18 protein-coding genes are annotated in these 21,810 nt (G+C 67.8%); 9 read left to right on the top strand and 9 right to left on the bottom strand.

The window, feature by feature from the left end; translation table 11 throughout:
• Positions 1-168: 168 nt before the first annotated feature.
• The 5 genes from dnaN (at position 169) to QAR72_RS03445 (ending at position 6,486) form a co-directional block, all read left to right on the top strand.
• Positions 169-1,287, top strand: coding sequence for a DNA polymerase III subunit beta (dnaN, locus tag QAR72_RS03425; protein ID WP_304615964.1), 1,119 nt, complete (start codon positions 169-171; stop codon positions 1,285-1,287).
• On the top strand, positions 1,284-2,360 hold the full coding sequence (gene recF / locus QAR72_RS03430; protein ID WP_304615965.1) for a DNA replication/repair protein RecF: 1,077 nt from the start codon (positions 1,284-1,286) through the stop codon (positions 2,358-2,360). Before dnaN ends, recF begins: the two co-directional genes overlap by 4 nt.
• The gene (locus QAR72_RS03435) at positions 2,357-2,992 is read left to right on the top strand and encodes a LysE family translocator (RefSeq protein ID WP_304615966.1); all 636 of its coding nucleotides are present in this window, start codon (positions 2,357-2,359) and stop codon (positions 2,990-2,992) included. The genes recF and QAR72_RS03435 overlap by 4 nt, the downstream gene beginning before the upstream one ends.
• A 102-nt stretch (positions 2,993-3,094) precedes the next feature.
• Complete coding sequence (gyrB, locus tag QAR72_RS03440; RefSeq protein ID WP_304615967.1) at positions 3,095-5,530, top strand: DNA topoisomerase (ATP-hydrolyzing) subunit B; 2,436 nt, start codon at positions 3,095-3,097, stop codon at positions 5,528-5,530.
• 260 nt (positions 5,531-5,790) lie between these two features.
• On the top strand, positions 5,791-6,486 hold the full coding sequence (locus tag QAR72_RS03445; RefSeq protein WP_304615968.1) for an outer membrane protein: 696 nt from the start codon (positions 5,791-5,793) through the stop codon (positions 6,484-6,486).
• Positions 6,487-6,537: 51 nt separating this feature from the next.
• Here the strand turns inward: QAR72_RS03445 and pdeM are convergent, their stop codons facing one another.
• From pdeM to QAR72_RS03480, 7 genes are all read right to left on the bottom strand, one after another.
• Positions 6,538-7,200 (bottom strand): ligase-associated DNA damage response endonuclease PdeM, encoded by a 663-nt coding sequence (gene pdeM / locus QAR72_RS03450; RefSeq protein ID WP_304615969.1) that lies wholly within the window; start codon positions 7,198-7,200, stop codon positions 6,538-6,540.
• On the bottom strand, positions 7,197-9,572 hold the full coding sequence (locus QAR72_RS03455) for a ligase-associated DNA damage response DEXH box helicase (RefSeq protein WP_304615970.1): 2,376 nt from the start codon (positions 9,570-9,572) through the stop codon (positions 7,197-7,199). The genes pdeM and QAR72_RS03455 overlap by 4 nt, the downstream gene beginning before the upstream one ends.
• Positions 9,569-11,119, bottom strand: coding sequence for a cisplatin damage response ATP-dependent DNA ligase (locus QAR72_RS03460; protein WP_304615971.1), 1,551 nt, complete (start codon positions 11,117-11,119; stop codon positions 9,569-9,571). The genes QAR72_RS03455 and QAR72_RS03460 overlap by 4 nt, the downstream gene beginning before the upstream one ends.
• The gene (locus QAR72_RS03465) at positions 11,116-12,108 is read right to left on the bottom strand and encodes a ligase-associated DNA damage response exonuclease (protein WP_304615972.1); all 993 of its coding nucleotides are present in this window, start codon (positions 12,106-12,108) and stop codon (positions 11,116-11,118) included. The genes QAR72_RS03460 and QAR72_RS03465 overlap by 4 nt, the downstream gene beginning before the upstream one ends.
• Positions 12,109-12,167: 59 nt before the next feature.
• Positions 12,168-13,058 carry a DMT family transporter gene (locus QAR72_RS03470; RefSeq protein WP_304615973.1) on the bottom strand — a complete coding sequence of 297 codons (891 nt, stop codon included), beginning with the start codon at positions 13,056-13,058 and terminating at the stop codon, positions 12,168-12,170.
• A 122-nt stretch (positions 13,059-13,180) separates the two neighbouring features.
• Positions 13,181-13,480 (bottom strand): HU family DNA-binding protein, encoded by a 300-nt coding sequence (locus QAR72_RS03475; RefSeq protein WP_304615974.1) that lies wholly within the window; start codon positions 13,478-13,480, stop codon positions 13,181-13,183.
• A 146-nt stretch (positions 13,481-13,626) separates the two neighbouring features.
• A complete protein-coding gene (locus tag QAR72_RS03480; RefSeq protein WP_304615975.1) occupies positions 13,627-15,111 on the bottom strand; it encodes an AMP nucleosidase in 1,485 nt (494 codons plus the stop codon).
• Positions 15,112-15,205: 94 nt separating this feature from the next.
• Here QAR72_RS03480 and QAR72_RS03485 point away from each other — a divergent pair, with 94 nt between their 5' ends.
• The 3 genes from QAR72_RS03485 to QAR72_RS03495 are packed head-to-tail and all read left to right on the top strand — an operon-like array spanning position 15,206 to position 18,306.
• Complete coding sequence (locus tag QAR72_RS03485; RefSeq protein WP_304616047.1) at positions 15,206-16,063, top strand: SDR family oxidoreductase; 858 nt, start codon at positions 15,206-15,208, stop codon at positions 16,061-16,063.
• A 49-nt stretch (positions 16,064-16,112) separates the two neighbouring features.
• Positions 16,113-17,336, top strand: a complete 1,224-nt coding sequence (locus QAR72_RS03490; protein ID WP_304615976.1) for an FAD-dependent monooxygenase — start codon at positions 16,113-16,115, stop codon at positions 17,334-17,336.
• Between the two features lie 58 nt (positions 17,337-17,394).
• The gene (locus tag QAR72_RS03495) at positions 17,395-18,306 is read left to right on the top strand and encodes a glutaminase (RefSeq protein WP_304615977.1); all 912 of its coding nucleotides are present in this window, start codon (positions 17,395-17,397) and stop codon (positions 18,304-18,306) included.
• A gap of 80 nt (positions 18,307-18,386) precedes the next feature.
• On the opposite strand, the gene QAR72_RS03500 is transcribed toward QAR72_RS03495, so the two are convergent.
• On the bottom strand, positions 18,387-19,808 hold the full coding sequence (locus tag QAR72_RS03500) for a UdgX family uracil-DNA binding protein (RefSeq protein WP_304615978.1): 1,422 nt from the start codon (positions 19,806-19,808) through the stop codon (positions 18,387-18,389).
• Positions 19,808-21,040: a putative DNA modification/repair radical SAM protein gene (locus QAR72_RS03505; RefSeq protein WP_304615979.1), complete on the bottom strand. Its 1,233-nt coding sequence runs from the start codon at positions 21,038-21,040 to the stop codon at positions 19,808-19,810. Before QAR72_RS03505 ends, QAR72_RS03500 begins: the two co-directional genes overlap by 1 nt.
• Before the next feature lie 152 nt (positions 21,041-21,192).
• Between QAR72_RS03505 and QAR72_RS03510 the strand changes: the two genes are divergently transcribed.
• On the top strand, positions 21,193-21,780 hold the full coding sequence (locus QAR72_RS03510) for a LolA family protein (RefSeq protein ID WP_304615980.1): 588 nt from the start codon (positions 21,193-21,195) through the stop codon (positions 21,778-21,780).
• Positions 21,781-21,810: the final 30 nt, after the last annotated feature.

Raw genomic sequence — 21,810 nt, forward strand, 5'->3', positions numbered from 1 at the left:
AGTCTGGAGCCTAGACAGGCAAAGATTATCAGTATCTGAGCCACATGTAACCCCCGATCCCTTGTTCGGGGGTTACTCTTGGCGACGAAAATCTTGTGACCGCTTCGCCGGGCCGTTAAAGATCAGGTCCGACGAACGGGCAAAAGGCCCAAGGGACAGGGGAAGCTGATGAAATTCGCCATCGAACGTGCCGTTCTGGTCAAGGCCGTGTCTCAGGCCCAGTCCGTCGTCGAGCGCCGCAACACGATCCCGATCCTGGCCAACGTCCTTATCGAGGCCAAGCCCGAGGGCGTCAGCTTCCGCGCCACCGATCTGGACACCGAGGTCGTGGACCGCGCCATGGCGCAGGTGGACCGCCCCGGCGCCACCACGGTCAGCGCCGTCATGCTGAACGAGATCGCCCGCAAGCTGCCCGATGGCGCGCTGGTGCAGATCAGCAGCGACGACGCTTCGGGTCGGCTCTCGGTGCAGGCCGGCCGCTCCAGCTTCAGTCTGGCGACGCTGCCGCGCGAGGATTTCCCGGTGATGGCCAGCAGCGAATACAGCGCGAATTTCAAGGCCAAGGCCGGGCTGCTCAAGCGCCTGTTCGACAAATCGAAATTCGCCATCTCGACCGAAGAGACGCGCTATTACCTGAACGGCGTCTACATGCATGTGGCCCAGGCCGAGGGTGGCCCGATGCTGCGCTGCGTGGCGACCGACGGGCACCGTCTGGCCCGCATCGACGCCCCCTTGCCCATCGGCGCCGAAGAGATGCCCGGCGTGATCGTGCCCCGCAAGACCGTGGCCGAGCTGCGCAAGCTGCTCGATGACGACGATGCCGAGATCGCCGTCTCGGTCAGCGAGACCAAGGTCCGCTTCGCCACCGCCGAGATCACTCTGACCTCGAAGGTGATCGACGGCACCTTCCCCGATTACAGCCGCGTCATTCCCGCAGGCAACCAGCGTAAGCTGGAAGTGGACGCGACCGATTTCGCCCGTGCCGTGGACCGCGTGGCCACCGTCAGCAGCGAACGCTCGCGCGCCGTCAAGCTGTCGCTGGATCAGGACCGGCTGGTCCTGTCGGTGAACGCCCCCGATGCGGGCGCCGCCGAAGAGGAACTGATCGTCGCCTATGCCGACGACGCGCTGGAGATCGGCTTCAACGCCAAGTATCTGCAAGAGATCGCGGCCCAGGTCGATCGCGACAATGCGGTCTTCCTGTTCAACGGCTCGGGCGATGCCGCGCTGATCCGCGAAGGCAGCGACGACAGCGCGGTCTATGTCGTCATGCCGATGCGCGTGTGACGCTGTCGCGCCTGTCGCTGGCGCAGTTCCGGTCGTGGAAGCGGCTGGACCTGTCGCTGGACGCGCGGCCCGTGGCGATCTTCGGGCCGAACGGCTCGGGCAAGACGAACATCCTTGAAGCCGTCTCGATGCTGGCGCCCGGTCGCGGGTTGCGGGGCGCGCCTGCGCCCGAACAGGCGCGGCAGGGGCCGGATGCAGGCTGGCGCATCCGCGCCACAGCCGATGGACGCGCGGTCGAGACGGGCGCCCTGCCCGGCCAGTCGCGCAGTGTTCTGCTGGACGACAAGCCCGTGCCGCAGACGGCGCTGGCGCGGCTGGTGCGCGTCATTTGGCTGGTGCCTGCGATGGACCGGCTGTGGACCGACACGCCCGAGGGGCGGCGCCGCTTTCTGGACCGGATTACGCTGTCGCTGATGCCCGATCATGCCGATCTTTCGCTGGCGTATGACAAGGCGATGCGCGAACGAAACCGCCTCTTGCGTGATCAGATCGGCGATCCCGGCTGGTATCGCGCGCTGGAAACGCAGATGGCCGAGGCAGGCGGCGCGATCACCCGCAACCGTCTGGACGCGCTGGCCGCGATCATGGCGCATCAGCAGGGTGGCGACTTTCCTGCCGCGCGGCTGGTGCTGATGCCGGGCGAGGGCTTTGCCGACGATCCCGACCCCGCCAGCATCGCGGCGCGCCTGGCCGCGATGCGGGCGCGCGATCTGGCGGCGGGGCGCACGCTGACGGGGCCGCATCGCGCCGATCTGGGCGCAAGCTGGGGACCGCAGGACATGCCCGCCGCCCTGTCCTCGACCGGGGAACAGAAGGCCCTGCTGCTGTCGCTGATCCTGGCCAATGCGCGGGCTTTGGCGGATCAGCCTGTCCTGCTGCTTCTGGACGAGGTCGCGGCCCATCTTGACGCCGACCGCCGCGCGGCGCTTTACGACCTGATCTGCGCGCTTCCGGCGCAAAGCCTGCTGACCGGCACGGGGGCCGAATTGTTCGACGCGATGGGCAGCCGGGCGCGACACTTGGCGGTGCTCCGCGAGGATGGCGCATCCGTCGCAACCGAGGAAACGGAATGACTTTGGGCTTCGAGGCGCTGTGGCTTTACGCAGGCGCAATGGTGGCGATCTGGCTGACGCCGGGTCCGGTCTGGGTGGCGATCATGGCGCGCGGCCTCTCGGGCGGCTGGGCGGGCGTCTGGCCGCTGGCCTTCGGCGTGGTGATCGGCGACCTGCTCTGGCCGCTTGTGGCGATCTTCGGGCTGTCGCTGGTCGCGGGGCAGCAGGCCGAGATCCTGTCGCTGCTGCGCTGGATCGCGGTCGTGGTCTTTCTGGGCATGGGCTGGGGGCTGATCCGCCATGCCGCGCGTCCCGTGGAGACCGACGGGCGCCTGACCCGCGCCGGGGGCTGGGCGGGCTTCAGCGCCGGGCTTCTGGCGATCGTCGGCAACCCCAAGGCGGCGCTGTTCTATGTGGGGGTGCTGCCGGGCTTCTTCCCCATCGGCCGCCTGACTAGGCCGGACATCGTGGTGATCGCGCTGATGTCAGGGCTGATCCCCTTCGCGTTGAACCTTGCGATGGGCGGCGGCATCGCCATGGCGCGGCGGCGGCTGGCCACGCCCGCCGGGATGCGACGGATGAACCTGATCTCGGGCTGGCTTCTGATCGGGGTGGGGCTGGTTCTGGGGCTGGGCCAGATCCTTTCCGCCTGAAGGGCAGCGAATCGCCACTTGACGGGGAAAAAACCCCGCCATCGCGTGACTTTGCCCCGGCAGGTGGCTATATCGGGACAAGAGTTACAGGAAACCTGACGCATGAGCGAAGCCGCATCCCAGCCTGCCGAATATGGCGCCGATTCCATCAAGGTTCTCAAGGGCCTGGAAGCCGTGCGCAAGAGGCCCGGCATGTATATCGGCGATACCGATGACGGGTCGGGCCTGCATCACATGGTCTACGAGGTCGTCGATAACGGCATCGACGAGGCGCTGGCCGGTCATGCCGATTTCGTGCGCGTCAAGATCCACGCCGACAGCAGCGTCAGCGTGCGCGACAATGGCCGCGGCATCCCCGTGGACATGCACCCGTCCGAGGGCGTCAGCGCGGCCGAGGTCATCATGACCCAGCTTCACGCGGGCGGGAAGTTCGACCAGAACAGCTACAAGGTCTCGGGCGGTCTGCACGGCGTGGGCGTGTCGGTGGTGAACGCGCTCTCCGACTGGCTGGAACTGAGGATCTGGCGCAACGGCAAGGAACATTACGCCCGCTTCGAAAAGGGCGACACGGTCGAGCATCTGCGGGTCGTGGGCGATGCGCCCGGCGAGTCGGGGACCGAGGTGCGCTTTCTCGCCTCGAACAAGCAGACCGACCCGAACGGCACGTTCAGCAATCTGGAATTCAGCTTCAAGACGCTGGAAAACCGCCTGCGCGAACTGGCCTTCCTGAACAGCGGCGTCCGCATCATCCTGGAGGACGAGCGTCATGCCGAGATCCAGAAGACCGAGCTGTTCTACGAAGGCGGCGTCCGCGAATTCGTGAAGTATCTCGACCGCTCGAAGACCTCGGTCATGCCCGAGCCGATCTTCATCACCGGCGAAAAGGGCGGCATCGGGGTCGAGGTCGCGATGTGGTGGAATGACAGCTACCACGAGACCGTGCTGCCCTTCACCAACAACATCCCGCAACGCGACGGCGGCACCCACCTGGCGGGCTTCCGGGGCGCGCTGACCCGCGTGATCGGCAAATACGCGCAGGACAGCGGCATCGCCAAGAAGGAAAAGGTCGACTTCACCGGCGACGACGCGCGCGAGGGGCTGACCTGCGTGCTGTCGGTCAAGGTGCCGGACCCGAAATTCTCCAGCCAGACCAAGGACAAGCTGGTCTCGTCCGAGGTGCGCCCGGCGGTCGAGGGGCTGGTGAACGAAAAGCTGGCCGAATGGTTCGAGGAAAACCCGACCGAAGCCCGGCAGATCGTGGGCAAGATCATCGAGGCAGCTTTGGCCCGCGAGGCTGCGCGCAAGGCGCGCGAGCTGACGCGGCGCAAGACCGCGATGGATGTGGCCTCGCTGCCCGGCAAGCTGGCCGATTGCCAGGAAAAGGACCCCGCGCTGAGCGAGCTGTTCATCGTCGAGGGTGACTCGGCCGGCGGCTCGGCCAAGCAGGGCCGGTCGCGCCAGAACCAGGCGGTGCTGCCCCTGCGCGGCAAGATCCTCAACGTGGAACGCGCGCGTTTCGACCGGATGCTCAGCAGCGACCAGATCGGCACGCTGATCACCGCGCTCGGCACCGGGATCGGGCGCGACGAATTCGACCTGAAGAAGCTGCGCTACCACAAGATCGTCATCATGACCGACGCCGATGTGGACGGCGCGCATATCCGCACGCTGCTGCTGACCTTCTTCTTCCGGCAGATGCCCGAGCTGATCGAGGCCGGCCATCTCTACATCGCGCAGCCGCCGCTCTATAAGGTCGGGCGTGGCCGCTCCGAGGTCTATCTGAAGAACGAGGCCGCGCTGGAGGATTATCTGGTCCAGCAGGGGATCGAGGGCGCCAGCCTGCGCCTTGCCTCTGGCGAGGAGATCACCGGCAACGACCTTGCCCGCGTGGTGGACGAGGCGCGGACTGCACGCCGCTATCTGCGCGCCTATCCCACGCATTACCCGCCCCACATCACCGAGCAGGCCGCCATCGCGGGCGCGCTGGTGCCGGGCCGGGTCGATGCCGATGCGCAGGACGTGGCCGATGCCGTCGCCGCGCGTCTGGACCTGATCGCCGCCGAATACGAGCGCGGCTGGCAGGGTCGCCCGACACAGGATGGCGGCATCCGCCTGTCGCGCACCCTGCGCGGGGTCGAGGAGAACCGCAGCCTTGACGGACAGATGCTGCGCAGCGGCGAAAGCCGCCGTCTGGGCGAGATGACTACCGCCCTGCAAGAGGTCTATGGCCGTGCCGCCCGTCTGGTCCGCAAGGATCGCGAGCAGCCGATCCACGGCCCGCTGAGCCTGCTTCACGCGATTTTCCTGGAGGGCGAAAAGGGCCTGTCGCTGCAGCGCTACAAGGGTCTGGGCGAGATGAACCCCGAACAGCTGTGGGAAACCACGCTGGACCCGGTGGCCCGGACAATGCTGCAGGTGCGAATCGAGGATCTGGCCGAGGCCGAGGATCTGTTCACCAAGCTGATGGGAGACGTGGTCGAACCCCGCCGCGAATTCATCCAGCAGAACGCCCTTAGCGTCGAAAATCTGGATACCTAGGCCCCTAAAGGCCATTTGTTGCCCAAATCACACGCCCTGTCCGTTCCGGCGGGCAGGATGAATGCGTTATTTGGGTGTTTTGTTTGCCATCGCGCCTGAAACGGAGTTATCGTTCGGCGCGTAGTATCGGTGCTGCCGCAGTGCGCGGCCAGAGGTGCAAGGGGTAATCCATGATGAATGCCAAGTCTATTATCGCAATCTGCGCCGCTTCGGGTGCTACGGCTCTCGCTTCCACGGTGGCAATGGCTGGCGGGACCGCCATGCCGATCGTCGATGTCGCCCCGGTCGAGATTCCGGTGACCCCTGCGGGCCGCAACTGGGAAGGCGGCTATGTCGGCGGCGCCCTTGGCTTCGGTTTCGGCGGTGACGACACGGTCGGCCTGCAGGCCTTTGACGGGTCGGGTCCGATCGGCCGTGCGACCGACATCACCGATGTCAAGATCTCGGGCGTGACCGGCTCGGCCCATGTCGGCTATCGCTGGCAGCGTGGCCAGTGGGTCGTCGGCCCGAACCTGGCCGCCGAACTCAGCGGCATCAGCGACTCGTCCTCGGGCAGCTTCAGCCTGAACGGCTTCGACTACGACACGACCGTCGAATCCGAAATCAAGTCGGTGATCGATCTGACGCTGAAGACCGGCTATCTGGTCGATCCGACCACCATGATCTATGGCGTCGCGGGCGTGTCGCGCGGCAGCTTCAACTACAGCTTCGAGACGACCGGCACCGGCGCCGGCAGCTTCTCGGGGTCGAGCAGCGAGGATTTCACCTCGACCGGCTATGTGCTGGGCTTCGGCGTCGAGCGCGCCTTCAGCGACCGTCTCTCGGGCTTCGGCGAATTCAACTATCGCAGCTACGGCACCAACGACATCACGACGCCGCTGGCCGTCGGCGACGGTACCACCCGCGCAACGCCCTCGCACAGCGCGATCAAGCTGGGCGTGAACTACGCGTTCTGATCCGTCTGACTTCTCAAAGACAGGAACCGGCGTCTTGCGGCGCCGGTTTTTTCATGCGCGCCGCAGGGATCGCACGGGCACGGGCAAGGCGCGAACGCCGCAGGCGATGGCCAGCCCCTCGGGGACCAAGGCGGTCAGCGAGGGATCGGTGATGTCCAGCCCACCGGTATAGGCGCCGAAGGCGGGCAGGATCAGGTGATCGCGACCCGCGAGAAAGCAGCGCCGCCTTTGCCCGGCCAGACGCAGACAAGGATGGAAATGTCCTGAAATGTCGGGCCCCTGACCCTGCTCTGCCTCGTGTCGAAAGGTCAGGCCGTCGAGGATCTGGGCCTGCTGTTCGCCGGGCAGGCGCGGGCAGATCGCGCCCGGATCGTGGTTGCCGCTGACCCAGATCCAGCGCCGCCCCGCAGCCATGCGCCCCAGCCTGTCGCAGACGGCATCCGGCAGCGCCCGGCCGGCCGCGTCATCGTCGAACCCGTCGCCCAGGCTGACCACGACCACGGGATCGGTCGCCGCGATCTCGGCCTCGACGCGGTCCAGCGTGGCCTCGGTCTCGTAGGGCGGCAGCAGCGCGCCGCCGCGCCGTGCCATGCGCTCGGATTTGCCCAGATGCAGGTCTGCCAGAACCAGCCAGCGCCGCGCCGGCCAGTAAAGCGCACCCGAGGGCCGCGCCAGCAGCCTCTGACCGCCGAAATCGAAAGCGTGATCCGTCACGTCAAGCCTGCCTCTGCCATCAGGGCCGCCGCCTCGGCCTCGGCCAGCCTTTCGCGGCCCTGCCCGGCGATCGGCACCCGCCCGAGCTCGAGTAGCAGGGGCGCCGCCATGGGCGAGACGCGGTCCAGTATGCGATGATCGCGGCCCGGCGACCGCGCCAGCATGTCCTCGATCCGGTCGAAATCCACAAGGCCCCGCCGTGCCTCGTCGGCGGTGATCCGCAGCAGCACATGGCCCGGATCGTATTTCCGAAGCGTGTCATACAGGATGTCGCTGGAAAAGGTCGCCTGCTTGCCGGTCTTGCGCTGGCCGGGCAGGTTGCGCTGGATCAGCCCCGCGACGATGGCCACGTTGCGGAAACTGCGCTTCATCACGGCATTGCCCGCCAGCCAGTCGCCCAGACCCTCGCGCAGGCCGACCGGGTCCAGCAGGGGCGCGGGGTCCGTGACCGGATCCAGCGACCAGATCAGCAGCGCGTAATCGGTAGCCAGAAAGCCCAGGGGGCCAAGCCCCGCCTCCTCCATCAGGCGCGTCATCAGCAGGCCAAGCGTCTGCAGCGCGTTCCGCCCGGCAAAACCATAGAGCGCGAACTGCCAGCGACCCTGATGGGGAAAGGTCTCGCTGACCAAGACGCCCGCGCGCGGCAGGGCGCTGACCCGCCCCTGCAGCGCCAGCCAGTCGCGGCTGCGGTCGGGCAGAGACCCGTGGGCCGAGGGATCGCCGATCAGCGTCTGCACCCGCTGCGAGAGCTGGGTCGAGGTCGCCAGTTTCAGCCCCGAGAACACCGCGATGCGTGGCTCTTTCGACGGCTGCTTCGTCACCTCGACGACCATCTCGCGCAGCCCGTCATAGCGCACCGTCTGGCCACCGATCAGGAACGTGTCGCCGGGCGAGAGGGTCGAGGCGAAGCTTTCCTCGACCTCGCCCAGAGGCGCGCCGCCCCGGCCCCGGAACCGGACCTTGAGCATCTCGGCCTCGACGATGGTGCCGATATTCATGCGGATGTCGCGCGCCGCGCGCGGATCGCGCAGCCGCCACAGCCCGCCGCGCTGCATCAGCCGCTGCCAGCGGTCATAGGCCCGCAGCGCGTAGCCGCCCGTCGCCGCGAAATCGAGGCAGGCATCGAAATCCGCGCGGCTGAGCCCGACATAGGGACCCGAGCGGGTGACTTCGGCGTAAAGCGCATCCGCGTCGAACGGCCCGGCGCAGGCGGTCAGCAGGATATGCTGGCAGAGCACGTCCAGCGGCCCCGGGCCGCGAGGATCGCCATCGAGGTCGCGCTCGGCCACGGCCTGAAGGGCTGCGACGCATTCCACCACCTCGAACCGGTTGGCGGGCACGATCCGGGCGCGGCTGGGGGCGTTGTAGCGGTGGTTCGCCCGCCCGATGCGCTGGACCAGCCGCTTGACGTTGCGCGGCGCGCCGACCTGAATGACCAGATCGACCGCGCCCCAGTCGATGCCCAGATCCAGTGACCCCGTCGCCACTACGGCACGCAGCGCGCCTGCGGCCATCGCGGCCTCGACCCGTTCGCGGGCCTCGCGCGAGAGGCTGCCGTGATGCAGGCCGATCGGCAGGTTCTGGTCGTTCGCCGCCCAGAGCGCCTGAAAGAACAGCTCGGCCTGCGCGCGTGTGTTGATGAAGATGATCGTCGTCGTCGCCTCGGCCACGGCCTTCAGCACGTCGGGAACTGCGTAATGCCCGCCCGCCCCGGACCAAGGCGGTGGCTTGGCCGTTTCCAGCATGGCGATGTCGGGATCGGGGCCGGGATCGGCGTGGATCACCTGCGCGCCCCCCATGAAGCGGGCCAGCGCGGTGGGGTCCTCAACCGTGGCCGAAAGGCCGGTGACGACCAGATCCGGCGCAAGGCTCCGCAATCGGGCCAGCGCCAGCATCAGCTGATCGCCCCGGCGGCTTTCGGCCAAGGCGTGCAATTCGTCCAGCACCACCCGCTTGAGCCCGCCAAAGATCAGGGGCGCCTGCTCGTAGGACAGCATCAGCGCCAGCGATTCCGGCGTCGTCAGCAGGATGTCGGGCGGATCGACACGCTGGCGGGCGCGCTGCGAGGCGCGGGTGTCGCCGGTGCGGTCCTCGATCCGGATGGCCAAGCCCAGATCACCCACGGGCCGCGCCAGATTGCGCGCGATATCCGCCGTCAGTGCCTTGAGCGGCGAGACATAGAGCGTGTGCATTCCCCGATGTGGCGCCGTCAGATCGACCAGCGAGGGCAGAAAGCCCGCCAGCGTCTTGCCACCCCCGGTCGGCGCGATCAGCAGGCTGTCGCCCGTGGCCTCAAGCAGCGCAAGTTGATGGGGGTGCGGTTGCCAGCCCTGACGGGCGAACCAGTCCTGAAAGGCGGGGGGCAGGGTCACGGAATCAGCGCCTTGAGGCTGTCCAGCCGGTCGGCCTCGGCCGCGGGCTTGTCCCACCGGATGCGGCTGATGCGGGGAAAGCGCATGGCCACGCCCGATTTGTGCCGGGCCGAGGCGTTCAGCCCCTCGAACGCGACCTCCAGCACCAGCAGGGGCGCAACGGCGCGGACCGGGCCGAAGCGGTCCACCGTGTTCTGGCGCACGAAGCGGTCAAGCTGGCGCAATTCCTCATCGGTGAAGCCGAAATAGGCCTTGCCGACCGGCACCAGATCGGCCCCGTCCCAAAGACCGAACGTGAAATCGCTGTAGAACCCCGAGCGTTTTCCGTGCCCGCGCTGCGCATAGAGCATCACCGCATCCACCACCATCGGATCGCGCTTCCACTTGAACCACGGCCCGCGCGGGCGACCGCCGACATAGGTCGAATCGCGGCGCTTGATCATCACGCCCTCGATCACCGGATCGGGGGGATCGGCGCGCAGGGCGGCCAGATCGTCCCATGTCGCGAAGGGCAGAAGCGGCGACAGGTCGATCCGGTCGCTGCCGAAATCGGCGGCCTCCAGCAGGGCGCGGCGGCCCTGCCACGGCCGGTCGCGCAGGTCCTGACCCTGCCAGATCATCGCGTCATAGACGCGCAGCGCGGCCGGGTGGCTGTCCAGCAGGGCGCGGCTGACAGACTTGCGGTTCAGCCGCTGTTGCAGGTCGCCGAAACTGCCCAGATCGCCGCCCCGGCGCACCAGCAATTCGCCATCGAGCGTGCCGTCGAAATTCAGCGCGTCCAGCAGGTCGGGGAAGGCATTGCCCAGATCCTCGCCGGTGCGGGAATAAAGCCGGCGCGTCCCGCCATCGTTGATCGCCTGGACCCGGATCCCGTCCCATTTCCACTCGGCGACATGTTCGGCGGGGTCCAGCGCGCGAAGCTGGTCCAGATCGACGGGGGTGGACAGCATGACGGGGCGAAAAGGCGCGCGGGCGGCCTGTTCGGGGCGCGGCCCGCCCGCGATCCAATCGAAAAGCGGCTGATAGGGGGGCGTCAGGCCGTGCCAGATCTCTTCGATGTCCTTGACGTCGGGGGCGCCCATCTCGGCCAAGGCCATCCGGGCCATGCGCGCCGACAGGCCCACGCGCATATTGCCGGTGGCCAGCTTCAGAAAGGCCAGCCGCTGCGACGGGCCCAGCCTGTCCAGCATCGCCGTGATAGCGCCGGGCAAGGCCGCGCGGCCCGTGTCGCGCAGGATGGCAACGGCTTCGCGCAGGGGAACATCCTCGTCCAGCCCACCCTCCCACAGCAGGGCGATGGTCTCGGCCAGATCACCCACGAAATCGTAGGACAGGGCGAAAAGCTGGCCGTCGATCCGGTCGGCCATCAGACCTCGCAACAGCCCCGGCGTCACCGCCCGCAGCTTCAGATCGCCGGTCAGGGCCGCCAGGGCATAGCCGCGATCCGGGTCGGGCGTCTGTTCCAGATAATGCCGCAGCAGCCGCAGCTTGGCATTGCGCGCGGGCGTGAAGGCCAGACGTTCCAGCAGATGCGCAAAGGCCCTCATTCCGGCTCGTCCTCGTAGCCGATCAGGCGCAGGGGGCGGGCGGTGCGGCCCTCGATCTCGCACCAGCGCATCAGCCCGTCCTCGGTGCCGTGGGTGATCCAGACCTCTTCGGGGTCCAGTTCGCGGATGGTCTGCGTCACCTGCGGCCAGTCCACGTGGTCGCTGATGACCAGCGGCAGCTCGACCCCGCGCTGGCGGGCGCGGGCGCGCACCGCCATCCAGCCCGAGGCAAAGCCGATCACCGGGTCGCGGAAGCGCTGCACCCAAGCGCTGGCAAAGGCCGAGGGCGGCGCGACGACCAGCTGCGCGTCGACCCGGTCAGCGGTGGCCGGGACCAGAGGGCCAAGGTCGATCCCCTGTTCCACGTGGAACCGGCAGAGCCGCTCCAGCGCGCCATGGATGGCGATGGGGCCGTCGATCCCGGCCTGACGCGCCAGCGCGATGACACGCTGTGCCTTGCCAAGCGCATAGGCGCCTATCAGATGCGGGCGTTCGGGAAACTCGGCCATGCTGGCGCGCAGGCGGGCCATTTCGGCCAGCGGATCGGGGTGGCGAAAGACCGGCAGGCCGAAGGTCGCCTCGGTCACGAAGATGTCGCAGGGCACGGGCTCGTAGGGCGCGCAGACCGGGTTCGGGGCGCGACAATAATCGCCCGAGACGACGATCTTCGGGCCGCGGTCGGGCATCACCGCGATCTGGGCCGAGCCGAGGATATGGCCCGCCGGATGGAAGCTGACGCTGACATCGCCGATGCGGATGACGCCTTGGGCGACCTGACGGCTGCCGGTGAAATCGGCGCCGTAGCGGATCGCCATGATGTCCAGCGTCTGGGCGGTGGCCAGAACGGCGCCGTGACCCGCGCGGGCGTGATCGCCGTGGCCATGCGTGATCAGGGCCCGCGGCACGGGGCGCACCGGGTCGATGTGAAAATCACCGGGCGGGCAGTAAAGCCCGGCTTCTGTCGGATGCAGGATCTGATCGGCGCGCATGGATGTAGGATGGCAAGGATTTCGTCGAAATCAACGCGACATCGGCGCCGGTGTTCCCCTCAGCTGGGCGGAGGCCGCTTGACCGGCGGCGCCTTGGACAATTGCACCATCAGGATGCCCGCCATGATGATCGCCACACCCAGGACGTCGCCCGCGCCCAGAGCCTCGTTCAGGAACAGGGCGGCGGTCGCCACGCCGAAAAACGGCGTCAGAAAGTGGAAGGTCGCGGCGCGGACCGCGCCGATCCGCCCGACCAGCAGGAACCAGATCCAGGTGGCTAGCAGCCCCGGCGCGATGACGGTGTAAAGAAACGCCCAGACCAGGCGCGGCGACCAGTTGACCTGCCATGTCTCGAGGAAGGGCGCGATCATACCAAGCGTGACGGACCCGACCAGCATCTGCAGGCCCACGATCATCATCACGTTGCCGCCCGAACTGGCGCCCCGCACGGTCAGCGTGGCCACGGCCAGCGCCAGGGCGGCGCCGAAGCACATCAGAATGCCCGTCAGGTTGCTGCCGCCGTCCAGCCGCGCGCCCATGATGATGGCCACGCCCAGCACGCCCAGCCCCAGCCCGACGATCCCCATCGGACGCAGCCTCTCGCCCAGAAGCGCCCAGCCGAGCGCGCCCACCATCAGCGGCATGGTCGCCGCGATGATCGAGGCCAGCCCGGCCTCGATCCACTGCATCGCCACCCAGTTCAGGCCCAGATACAGCGCATTCTGGCACAGGCCCAGGACGATCACGGCACGCCATTGCTGCGCGGTCAGGGTGCGCCATGTCTGGCCCATGGCCAGCGCGATCAGGATGCCGATCCCGCCCGACAGCGCAAAGCGCAGCGACAGCGCCATCAGGGGCGGCGCGTCGGTCACGATCATCCGGGTCGAGGTGAAGGCCGAGGCCCAGATGACGGCGAAGCCCAGCCCCATCAGGATCGCGCGAATGTCCATGAACCGGCCCCTGTTGCACACGGTGCAACAAGGGCTAGCAGAGCGTCACGGCCCCGTGAAGTCACAAAGCAAAAGGGCCGCGCCTTGCGGCACGACCCTTGCGTTCAGCGCATGGCTGGGGATCAGCTGTTGACGCTGTCCTTCAGAGCCTTGGCGATGGTCACGCGCACCTGCTTGTCGGCGGGCTTGGTCATCATTTCCTGGGTCTGCGGGTTGCGGACCTGACGCTCGGGACGGGCGCGGCAAGCGATCTTGCCGATGCCGGGCAGGGTCACGGCACCACCGCCGGACACTTCGCGGGTCACGACGGCGACCAGCGCGTCCAGCGCGGCGGCGGCCGATTTCTTGTCCGAGCCCATTTCCTCGGCCAGGGTTGCGACCAGCTGGGTCTTGGTCATCGGTTTGGCAGAAGCCGTAGCCATGTTTCTGTCTCCTCTCGCCCTGTTCCACCGGGCCACAATTAGCGCCTTTTGCGGCATATCGCCTGCTACACACGGTTTTTCCGGGCAGATCAAGCGTTTTTCGCCCGATGCGCGAAAACCGGCGTTTTGGCGTCGTTATCGCGCCCTCAGAGGAACGCCGTTTCACTGAAGGACCGCAACTTGCGCGAGTGAATCCGCTCCAGCGGCATGTCGCGCAGCTTCTCCATCGCCCGGATGCCGATCAGAAGGTGGCTGGCGACTTGGGTGCGGTAGAAATCGGTCGCCATGCCCGGCAGCTTCAGCTCGCCGTGCAGCGGCTTGTCGCTGACGCAGAGAAGCGTCCCGTAAGGCACGCGAAAGCGAAAGCCGTTCGCCGCGATCGTCGCGCTTTCCATGTCCAGCGCGACGGCGCGTGACAGCGACAGCCGGTGAACCGGGCCGGACTGATCGCGCAATTCCCAGTTTCGGTTGTCGATCGTCGCCACCGTGCCCGTCCGCATGATGCGCTTCAGCTCGTAGCCTTCCAGCTGCGTGACCTCGGCCACGGCTTCCTGCAGGGCCACCTGCACCTCGGCCAGGGCGGGGATGGGCACCCAGACCGGCAGGTCGTCGTCCAGAACGTGATCCTCGCGCAGATAGGCGTGGGCCAGCACGAAGTCGCCAAGGCTCTGGCTGTTGCGCAAACCCGCGCAATGGCCGACCATCAGCCAGGCATGCGGGCGCAGCACCGCGATGTGGTCGGTCGCGGTCTTGGCGTTGGATGGACCCACTCCGATATTGACCAGCGTGATCCCCTGCCCGTTCGGCCGCGTCAGGTGATAGGTGGGCATCTGCGGCATCTTGGGCAGCACCGCAATGGGCGCATCCGGGTCGGTGATGCGCTGATTGCCCGGCGCGACGAAGCCGGTATAGCCCAGCGCCGGATCGGCCAGCGCGCGGCGGGCATAGGCTTCGAACTCGTCCACATAGAACTGGTAGTTCGTGAACAGAACGAAGTTCTGGAAATGCTCGGGCTGGGTCGCCGTGTAATGGGCCAGCCGCGCCAGCGAATAATCGATACGCTGCGCGGTAAAGGCCGCCAGATGCTGGCTGCCATCGGGCATGGGCCCCGCAACGCCGTTCACGATGTCGTCGTTGACCGTATTCAGATCCGGCACGTCGAACACGTCGCGCAGGCTGAAATCCAGCACGCCCTCCTGCGGGACAGCCAGATCGGTCTGGGCGGCCACGGCGAAATGGACCGGGATCGGCGTGTCGCTGGCGCCGATGGTCACCGGAACGCCGTGATTGCGGATCAGCAGCGAAAGCTGCTCGGTCAGGTAATTGCCGAACAGGTCCGGCCGGGTGATCGTCGCCACATAGCTGCCCGGCCCGACCACATGGCCAAAGGACAGGCGGCTGTCGATCTTGGCGTGGTTCGGCACGGTCAGCCGCACCTCGGGGTAATAGGCGCGATAGCGGGCGCGGGGCTTCTCGCCGCCCAGGACGGCGGTGAAATGCTGCACCAGGAACCCGGTGGCCTGATCGTAAAGCGCGCGCAGCCTTGCGACCGCCTCTTGCGGATCGGTGAATGAGGCTCGGGGCAGCGGCTCGGGGGTCTCGATCGGCAGGAAACGGGTGTTCGTCGTCATCGGGCTGTCCTTGTTCATCGGGCAAAACTGCCAGCAGCCGGGCGGTCAGGCAAGCCGTCTGGCGCAGGGCGGCATGCCGGGTTACGGTCCCGTCATGGAAATGCTGGTATTCGGACATGGTTATTCGGCCGCCGCGCTGACACCCCTGCTGATGTCACAGGGCTGGCGCGTCACCGGCACGACGCGCGGCGATCCCGGTCGCGTGGCGGCCAGCGGCGCAGAGCCGCTGCTCTGGCCGGGGCAAGAGGACGCGCTGCGCGCGGCGCTGGCGCGGGCCGATGCGGTGCTGATCTCGGCCGCGCCGGGGCCGCAGGGCGACCCGGTTCTGGCCGAGTTCGCGGACGATCTGGCCCGCACGCGGCTGCGCTGGCTGGGCTATCTCTCCACGACCGGGGTCTACGGCGACCGTCAGGGCGGCTGGGTGGACGAGGACAGTCTACTCGACGGCTCGGGCCCGCGCGGTCAGGCCCGCATCCGCGCCGAGGCCGCGTGGCAGAAGCTGTCGCGCGACCATGGCCTGCCCCTGCACATCTTCCGGCTGGCGGGGATCTACGGCCCCGGACGCGGCCCGTTCGAGAAGGTCAGGGCCGGCACCGCGCGCCGGATCGTCAAGCCCGGTCAGGTCTTTTCGCGCATCCATGTCGAGGATATCGCGCAGGTGCTTCTGGCCTCGATCAACGCGCCGCAGCCGGGGGGCATCTACAATGTCTGCGACGACGATCCCGCCCCGCCGCAGGACGTGATCGAACATGCCGCGCGCCTTCTGGGCCTGCCCGTCCCGCCAGCGGTCGATTTCGACGAGGCCGCGCCCCTGATGTCGCCCATGGCGCGGTCCTTCTACGCCGACAGCAAGAGGGTGCGGAACGACCGGATCAAGCGCGATCTGGGCGTGCGCCTGCGTTACTCCGATTACCGCAGCGGCCTTGCCGCGCTGCTGGAGGCCGAGGGCTGAGGCCCGCCGCCGCATTGCCATTGCCGCCGCCCCGTGACTAGATCGCGCCATGAGACATGATTTCGACGTAGTGATTGCCGGAGGCGGGCTGAACGGCCCGACGCTGGCGCTGGCGCTGGCCGGGGCCGGGCTGTCGGTCGCCGTGGTCGATCCGCGCCGCGTCGATGACCGGGCGGGCGACACGTTCGACGGGCGCGCCTATGCGCTGGCGCTGGCCTCGGTCCGGCTGCTCTCGGCGCTGTCACTCTGGCCGGAGCTGGCAGGCGAAAGCCAGCCGATCCTGCAGGTCAAGGCCTCGCAGGGCCGCCCCGGAGAGGGAGCCGCGCCCTTCTTCCTGCATTTCGACAGCGCCGAGATCGAGGAAGGCCCCGTCGGCCACATGCTCGAGGACCGGTTTCTCTATCGCGCGCTGATCGGCGCGATGGAGGGTCGCGTCACCCATCTGCCGGGCCTTGCCGTGACGGCGCAAGAGCCCGGCCCGCACGGCATCGCGGTCACGCTGTCGGACGGGCGCCAGATCGCGGCGCGCCTTCTGGTGGGCGCGGACGGGCGCGGATCGGGTGTCGCCGCGCGGGCTGGCATCAGGCGGCAGGGCTGGGATTACGGCCAGACCGCGCTGGTCGCGGTGGTCGATCACGACCTGCCCCATCAGGGGATCGCGCATCAGTATTTCATGGCGACGGGTCCTCTGGCGATCCTGCCCCTGCCCGGCAATCGCAGCAGCGTCGTCTGGTCCGAGACGCGCGTGAATGCAGCCGCCATCGCCGCGCTGGAGGATGACGCCTTCCTGTCGGTGCTGCGGCCCCGCTTTGGCGATTTCCTAGGGCCGATCGCGCTGGCCGGGCCGCGTTTCGCCTATCCGCTCAGCCTGTCCTTGGCGGAACGCTATGCCGCGCCGCGCGTCGCGCTGATCGGGGATGCGGCGCATGGCGTGCATCCGATCGCGGGACAGGGGCTGAATCTGGGCCTGCGCGACGTGGCGGCCTTGGCCGAGGCGGTGGTCGAGGCCGCACGGCGAGGCGAGGATATCGGCAGCCCGCTGGTGCTGGAACGCTATCAGGGCTGGCGGCGGGCCGATGCCACGGCGCTGGCTCTTGGCATGGATGCCGTGAACCGGCTTTTCGCGACCGACAATCCCGTCATCTCGGCGCTGCGCGGGGCGGGAATGGGTCTGGTCAGCGCCCTGCCCGGCCTGAGGCGCGGCTTCATGCGGCAGGCGGCGGGTCTGTCGATCCACCCGATGCCGCGGCTTCTGGCCGGGCGGCCTCTTTAGGCTGTTCCCGCGCCCGCTTTCGCGCCATAGGCTGGCGCGTGACGCAGGAGGGGGCGGCATGGATCTGCAGGGTTTTCTTCGGGATCTGGACCGGCAGGTCCGGGATCTGGGCGATTGGGGCAAGGTCGCCGACTACATCCCGGAACTGGGGCGCGTCCCGCCCGACCAGTTCGGCATCGCGGTCGCCCTGGCCGACGGGCAGGTCCTTGAGGCCGGGCAGGCGCGGCAGGGTTTCTCGATCCAGTCGGTCAGCAAGGTCTTTGCGCTGGCCTGCGTTCTTGGCCGGATCGGCGAGCAGTTATGGAGCCGCGTCGGCCGCGAGCCGTTGGGCGATCGCTTCGATTCGATCCTGCTGCTGGAGCAGGAAAAGGGCCGGCCGCGCAATCCCTTCATCAATGCGGGCGCACTGGTCGTCACGGACGAGCTGCTGACCGGCCGCAGCCCGCAGCAGGCCTTGTCCGAGGTGGTGGGCTTCCTCAGGGCCGCAGCCGAGGATGACGCGATCCATATCGACAAGGCGGTGGCCCGGTCCGAGGCAAGGACCGGTCACCGGAACGCCGCGCTGGCCCATTACCTGCGCAGCTTCGGCAATCTGAAGAACCCGCCGGATCATGTGATCGGCACCTATTTCCATCAATGCGCCATCGAGATGGATTGCGTGCAGCTGGCCCGTGCGGGGCGGGTGATCGCCGGCCTGTCCTGCGCGCCCGCCCTGCTGTCGCCGGTCAAGCAGCGGCGCATCAACGCGCTGATGATGACCTGCGGGCAGTATGACGGGTCGGGCAATTTCGCGTTCCGGGTGGGGATGCCCGCCAAATCCGGAGTGGGCGGCGGGCTGCTGGTGATTGCGCCGGGCCGGGCCTCGATCGCGATCTGGTCGCCGGGGCTGGACGGCTGGGGCAACTCGCTGGCCGGGACCTTGGCGGCCGAGAGGTTGTCGGAATTCACCGGCTGGTCGGTCTTTGGCTGAGAAGTCGCAAGGGGGGCTGCCTGCCCCCCTCTTGGCCTGCGGCCAATTCACCCCCCGGGGATATTTGGACCAAGGCAAAGTCAGGCGATCAGGCCGGCCGCCAGTGACAGGTCGGCACGGAATTCCGACAGGGCGGCGGGTGCGCGGTCGGGCGGCAGGCGCAGGATAAGGCTGGGATGCCAAGTGATGAGGACCGGGCCGCCGTCAAGGGCGGGCTCGATACGGCCGCGGCGCGGCGTCAGGGGCTGGCGGTTCCCGGTAAGCGCCAGAGCCGCCGTGGCGCCCAGAGCGAGTGTCAGGCGCGGCGCCACGAGGCGGCGTTCGAGGTCGAGCCACCAGCGGCACTGCTGGATATGGCTGCCATCAGGGGATTGGTGGAGACGCCGTTTGCCGCGCGGGGCGAAGCGGAAATGCTTGACCGCATTGGTGAGCCAGGCACGGCCCGGATCAAGGCCGGTTTCGGCCATGGTCGTGCGCAGCAGCTGGCCTGCCGGGCCGACGAAGGGGCGACCCTGAAGATCCTCGTGATCGCCCGGAGCCTCGCCCACGATCATCAGGGGGGCATCCGGCGTGCCCTCGCCCCAGACGGTCTGGGTGGCGGCGTGGCAGAGATCGCATCGGGTGCAGCGGGCGGCCTGCGCGCCCGCATCCTGAAGCGTGGCCGGCGTCGTTTCGGGCAGGGGCTGGCGCAGCCGGGCCGTGATCTTGGGGGCGAAGGCAGGGGCGGTGCTGGCGCCCGCCTCGCGCATGGCCTGGACGCGGCGGGGCGCATCGGCCAGCATGTCGGGGATCAGCCGCGTCTCGGGCAGGTTCTTCCAGTATTTCAAGGGCATCTCGGACCGCATGGCCTGGGTCTTGATGCGGGCGGGATTGAAGATGTTGGCGAAATAGGTCTGCCACAGGTCGTGGCTGTGGTCGTCGGGCAAATCGGGGCGCGGTTCCGGCGGGGCATATTCGATCGCGCCGCCCATGAAGCGGGCGATGCCCTCGGGCGTGGCGATCAGCCAGTCCATATCCGCGAAGCGTTTGGCGAAGAAGGGTGTGCCGGCTTCGAGGATCGGATGTTCGGGTTCGAACCAGGCAGCGAAGCGGCGGCGCGGACCCTCGGACGGCAATTCGTGAAAGCGCACGAAGGCATGCATCTTGTGGATGTCGCGGCGCACCGACTTGGCCATGCGCGACAGCCGGTCCAGCATCGGGTCGGCGGGGTTCGACAGAAAACGACGGTCGTCCTGCGCACGGATCAGCGCCGCATAGAGCAGCGCCCAGCGCTCGGGGTCGGAATGGCTGGCCGCCTGTCGGGCCAGTTGCAGGAAATCCTGCGTGGCCGTCACCTTGTGCTGGCCGGGCGGCGGCGGGGGTTCGGCGCCGAAGAGGTCGGGCGGCGTGTCGGGATCGGCCCATGTCACCTCGGGCGGGGGGATGCGGGCCGAGGCAAGGTCGCGCGCAACCGCGCGCCATGCCTCGAACCGGGCGAAGCGCGGCAGCGTCACGCAGATCATCAGAAGAGGCTCAGCTGTTCGGGCGGGGGCGCGAAGCGGGCGCGCAGGCCCGCGCTGTCGGTCAGCGCGCCGGGCGACCAGTCGGGCAGGGTCACGAAGGGCTGCGCCTTGGACATGATCGCCCCCATGCGCAGCAGGTCGCCGTAGCGGACCGGCCCGTTGCGCCGCGCCGACAAGATGCGCGCCACGGTCTTGGTGCCGAAACCCGGCACGCGCAGCAGCATTTCGCGGCTGGCGCGGGCGACATCAACGGGGAACTGCGCGCGGTTGGCCAGCGCCCAGGCCAGTTTCGGGTCGATCGCCAGATCCAGATTGCCCGACGGGTGGGCGGCGCCGATCTCGTCGGCCTCGAACCCGTAGAAGCGCATCAGCCAGTCGGCCTGATAGAGCCGGTGCTCCCGCATCAGCGGCGGCTTGATCAGCGGCAACACCGCCGAGGCGTCAGGGATCGGCGAAAAGGCCGAGTAATAGACCCGCTTGAGCTGATAGCCCGAATAGAGATTGGCCGAGGTCTTCAGGATGTCGCGGTCGGTGGCCTGATCGGCACCCACGATCATCTGCGTCGATTGCCCCGCAGGCGCGAAACGCGGCGGGCGCCTGCCGGTATGGCTGCGCTCGGTCGCGGCCTCGCGGTTCAGGCGGACATCGGCCATGGTTGCGCGGATCGTCTCGGGGCGCTTCTCGGGGGCCAGGTCGCGCAGGCTGGCATCCTGCGGCAATTCGATGTTGACCGACAGGCGATCGGCGTAGAGCCCGGCCTCGGCCACCAGGTCGGGCGCGGCGTCGGGAATGGTCTTGAGGTGGATATAGCCCTTGAAGCCGTGATCCACCCGCAGCATCCGCGCGATGCGGACCATATCGCCCATCGTCTGGTCGGGGCTGCGGATGATGCCCGAGGACAGGAACAGCCCCTCGATCATGTTGCGCCGGTAGAATTCCAGCGTCAGGGTCACGACCTCTTCGGGGGAAAACCGGGCGCGTTCGACGTTGCTGCTGACGCGGTTGATGCAATAGGCGCAGTCATAGATGCAGAAATTCGTCATCAGGATCTTGAGCAGGCTGATGCAGCGCCCGTCCGGCGTGTAAGCGTGGCAGATCCCCGTCCCGCCCGCCGAGCCGATCCCGCCCGAGCGCGAATCGCGCCGCGTCGTCCCGCTGGACGCGCAGGAGGCATCGTATTTCGCCGCATCCGACAGGATCGCCAGCTTCTGCTGCAAGGTGAGTCGCGCCATGGTTCCGAAGATATGTTCACTTTGTGTTCCGCGCAAGATTGCGCCGGTGAAACAATCGCCCCGGAACCGTCACGGCGCCGCGATCATTCCCTGCCATCGCCATCCGCCAGTCGTGATGTGCAAGAAATTCGTAAAAGGATAAGAATGGCGCCATGAACATCAAAGCCCTCGCACTTGCGCCCGTCCTCGCCCTCGCCATGGCCATCCCGGCCTTTGCCGAGAGAATTTCACTCAACGAGATCTCGCGTTATCTCAATAGCCTGACCACGGTGACGTCCGAGTTCACGCAGGTGAACCCGGATGGCACGATCTCGACCGGGACGGTCTATATCCAGCGTCCGGGCCGGGTGCGGTTCGAATACAACAATGACCGCACGCTGGTTCTGGCCTCGGGCGGGAACGTCGCGGTGTTCGACGGCAAATCGAACAGCGGGCCGCACCAATACCCGCTGTCGCAGACGCCGCTGTCGATCATCCTGGACGCCAACATCAACCTGTCGCGCCCGAACATGGTGATCGGCCATACCGAGCAGAACAACGCCACCATCGTCACTGCGCAGGACCCTCAGCGGCCGCAGAACGGCAACATCCAGATGGTGTTCTCGTCACCGACCGAGCTGCGCCAGTGGATCGTGACCGACGATACCGGCGCCAAGACGACCGTGATCCTGGGCGAGATGCAGAAGGGCGGCTCGATCCCGGCCTCGCGCTTCTCGATCCAGGCGGCGATGGGGCAATAGGGCGCGATTGCGTCGATACAATCGCGTGAT

The organism is Paracoccus sp. (in: a-proteobacteria) (assembly GCF_030604785.1).
In the GTDB taxonomy this organism is placed as follows: Bacteria; Pseudomonadota; Alphaproteobacteria; order Rhodobacterales; family Rhodobacteraceae; genus Paracoccus.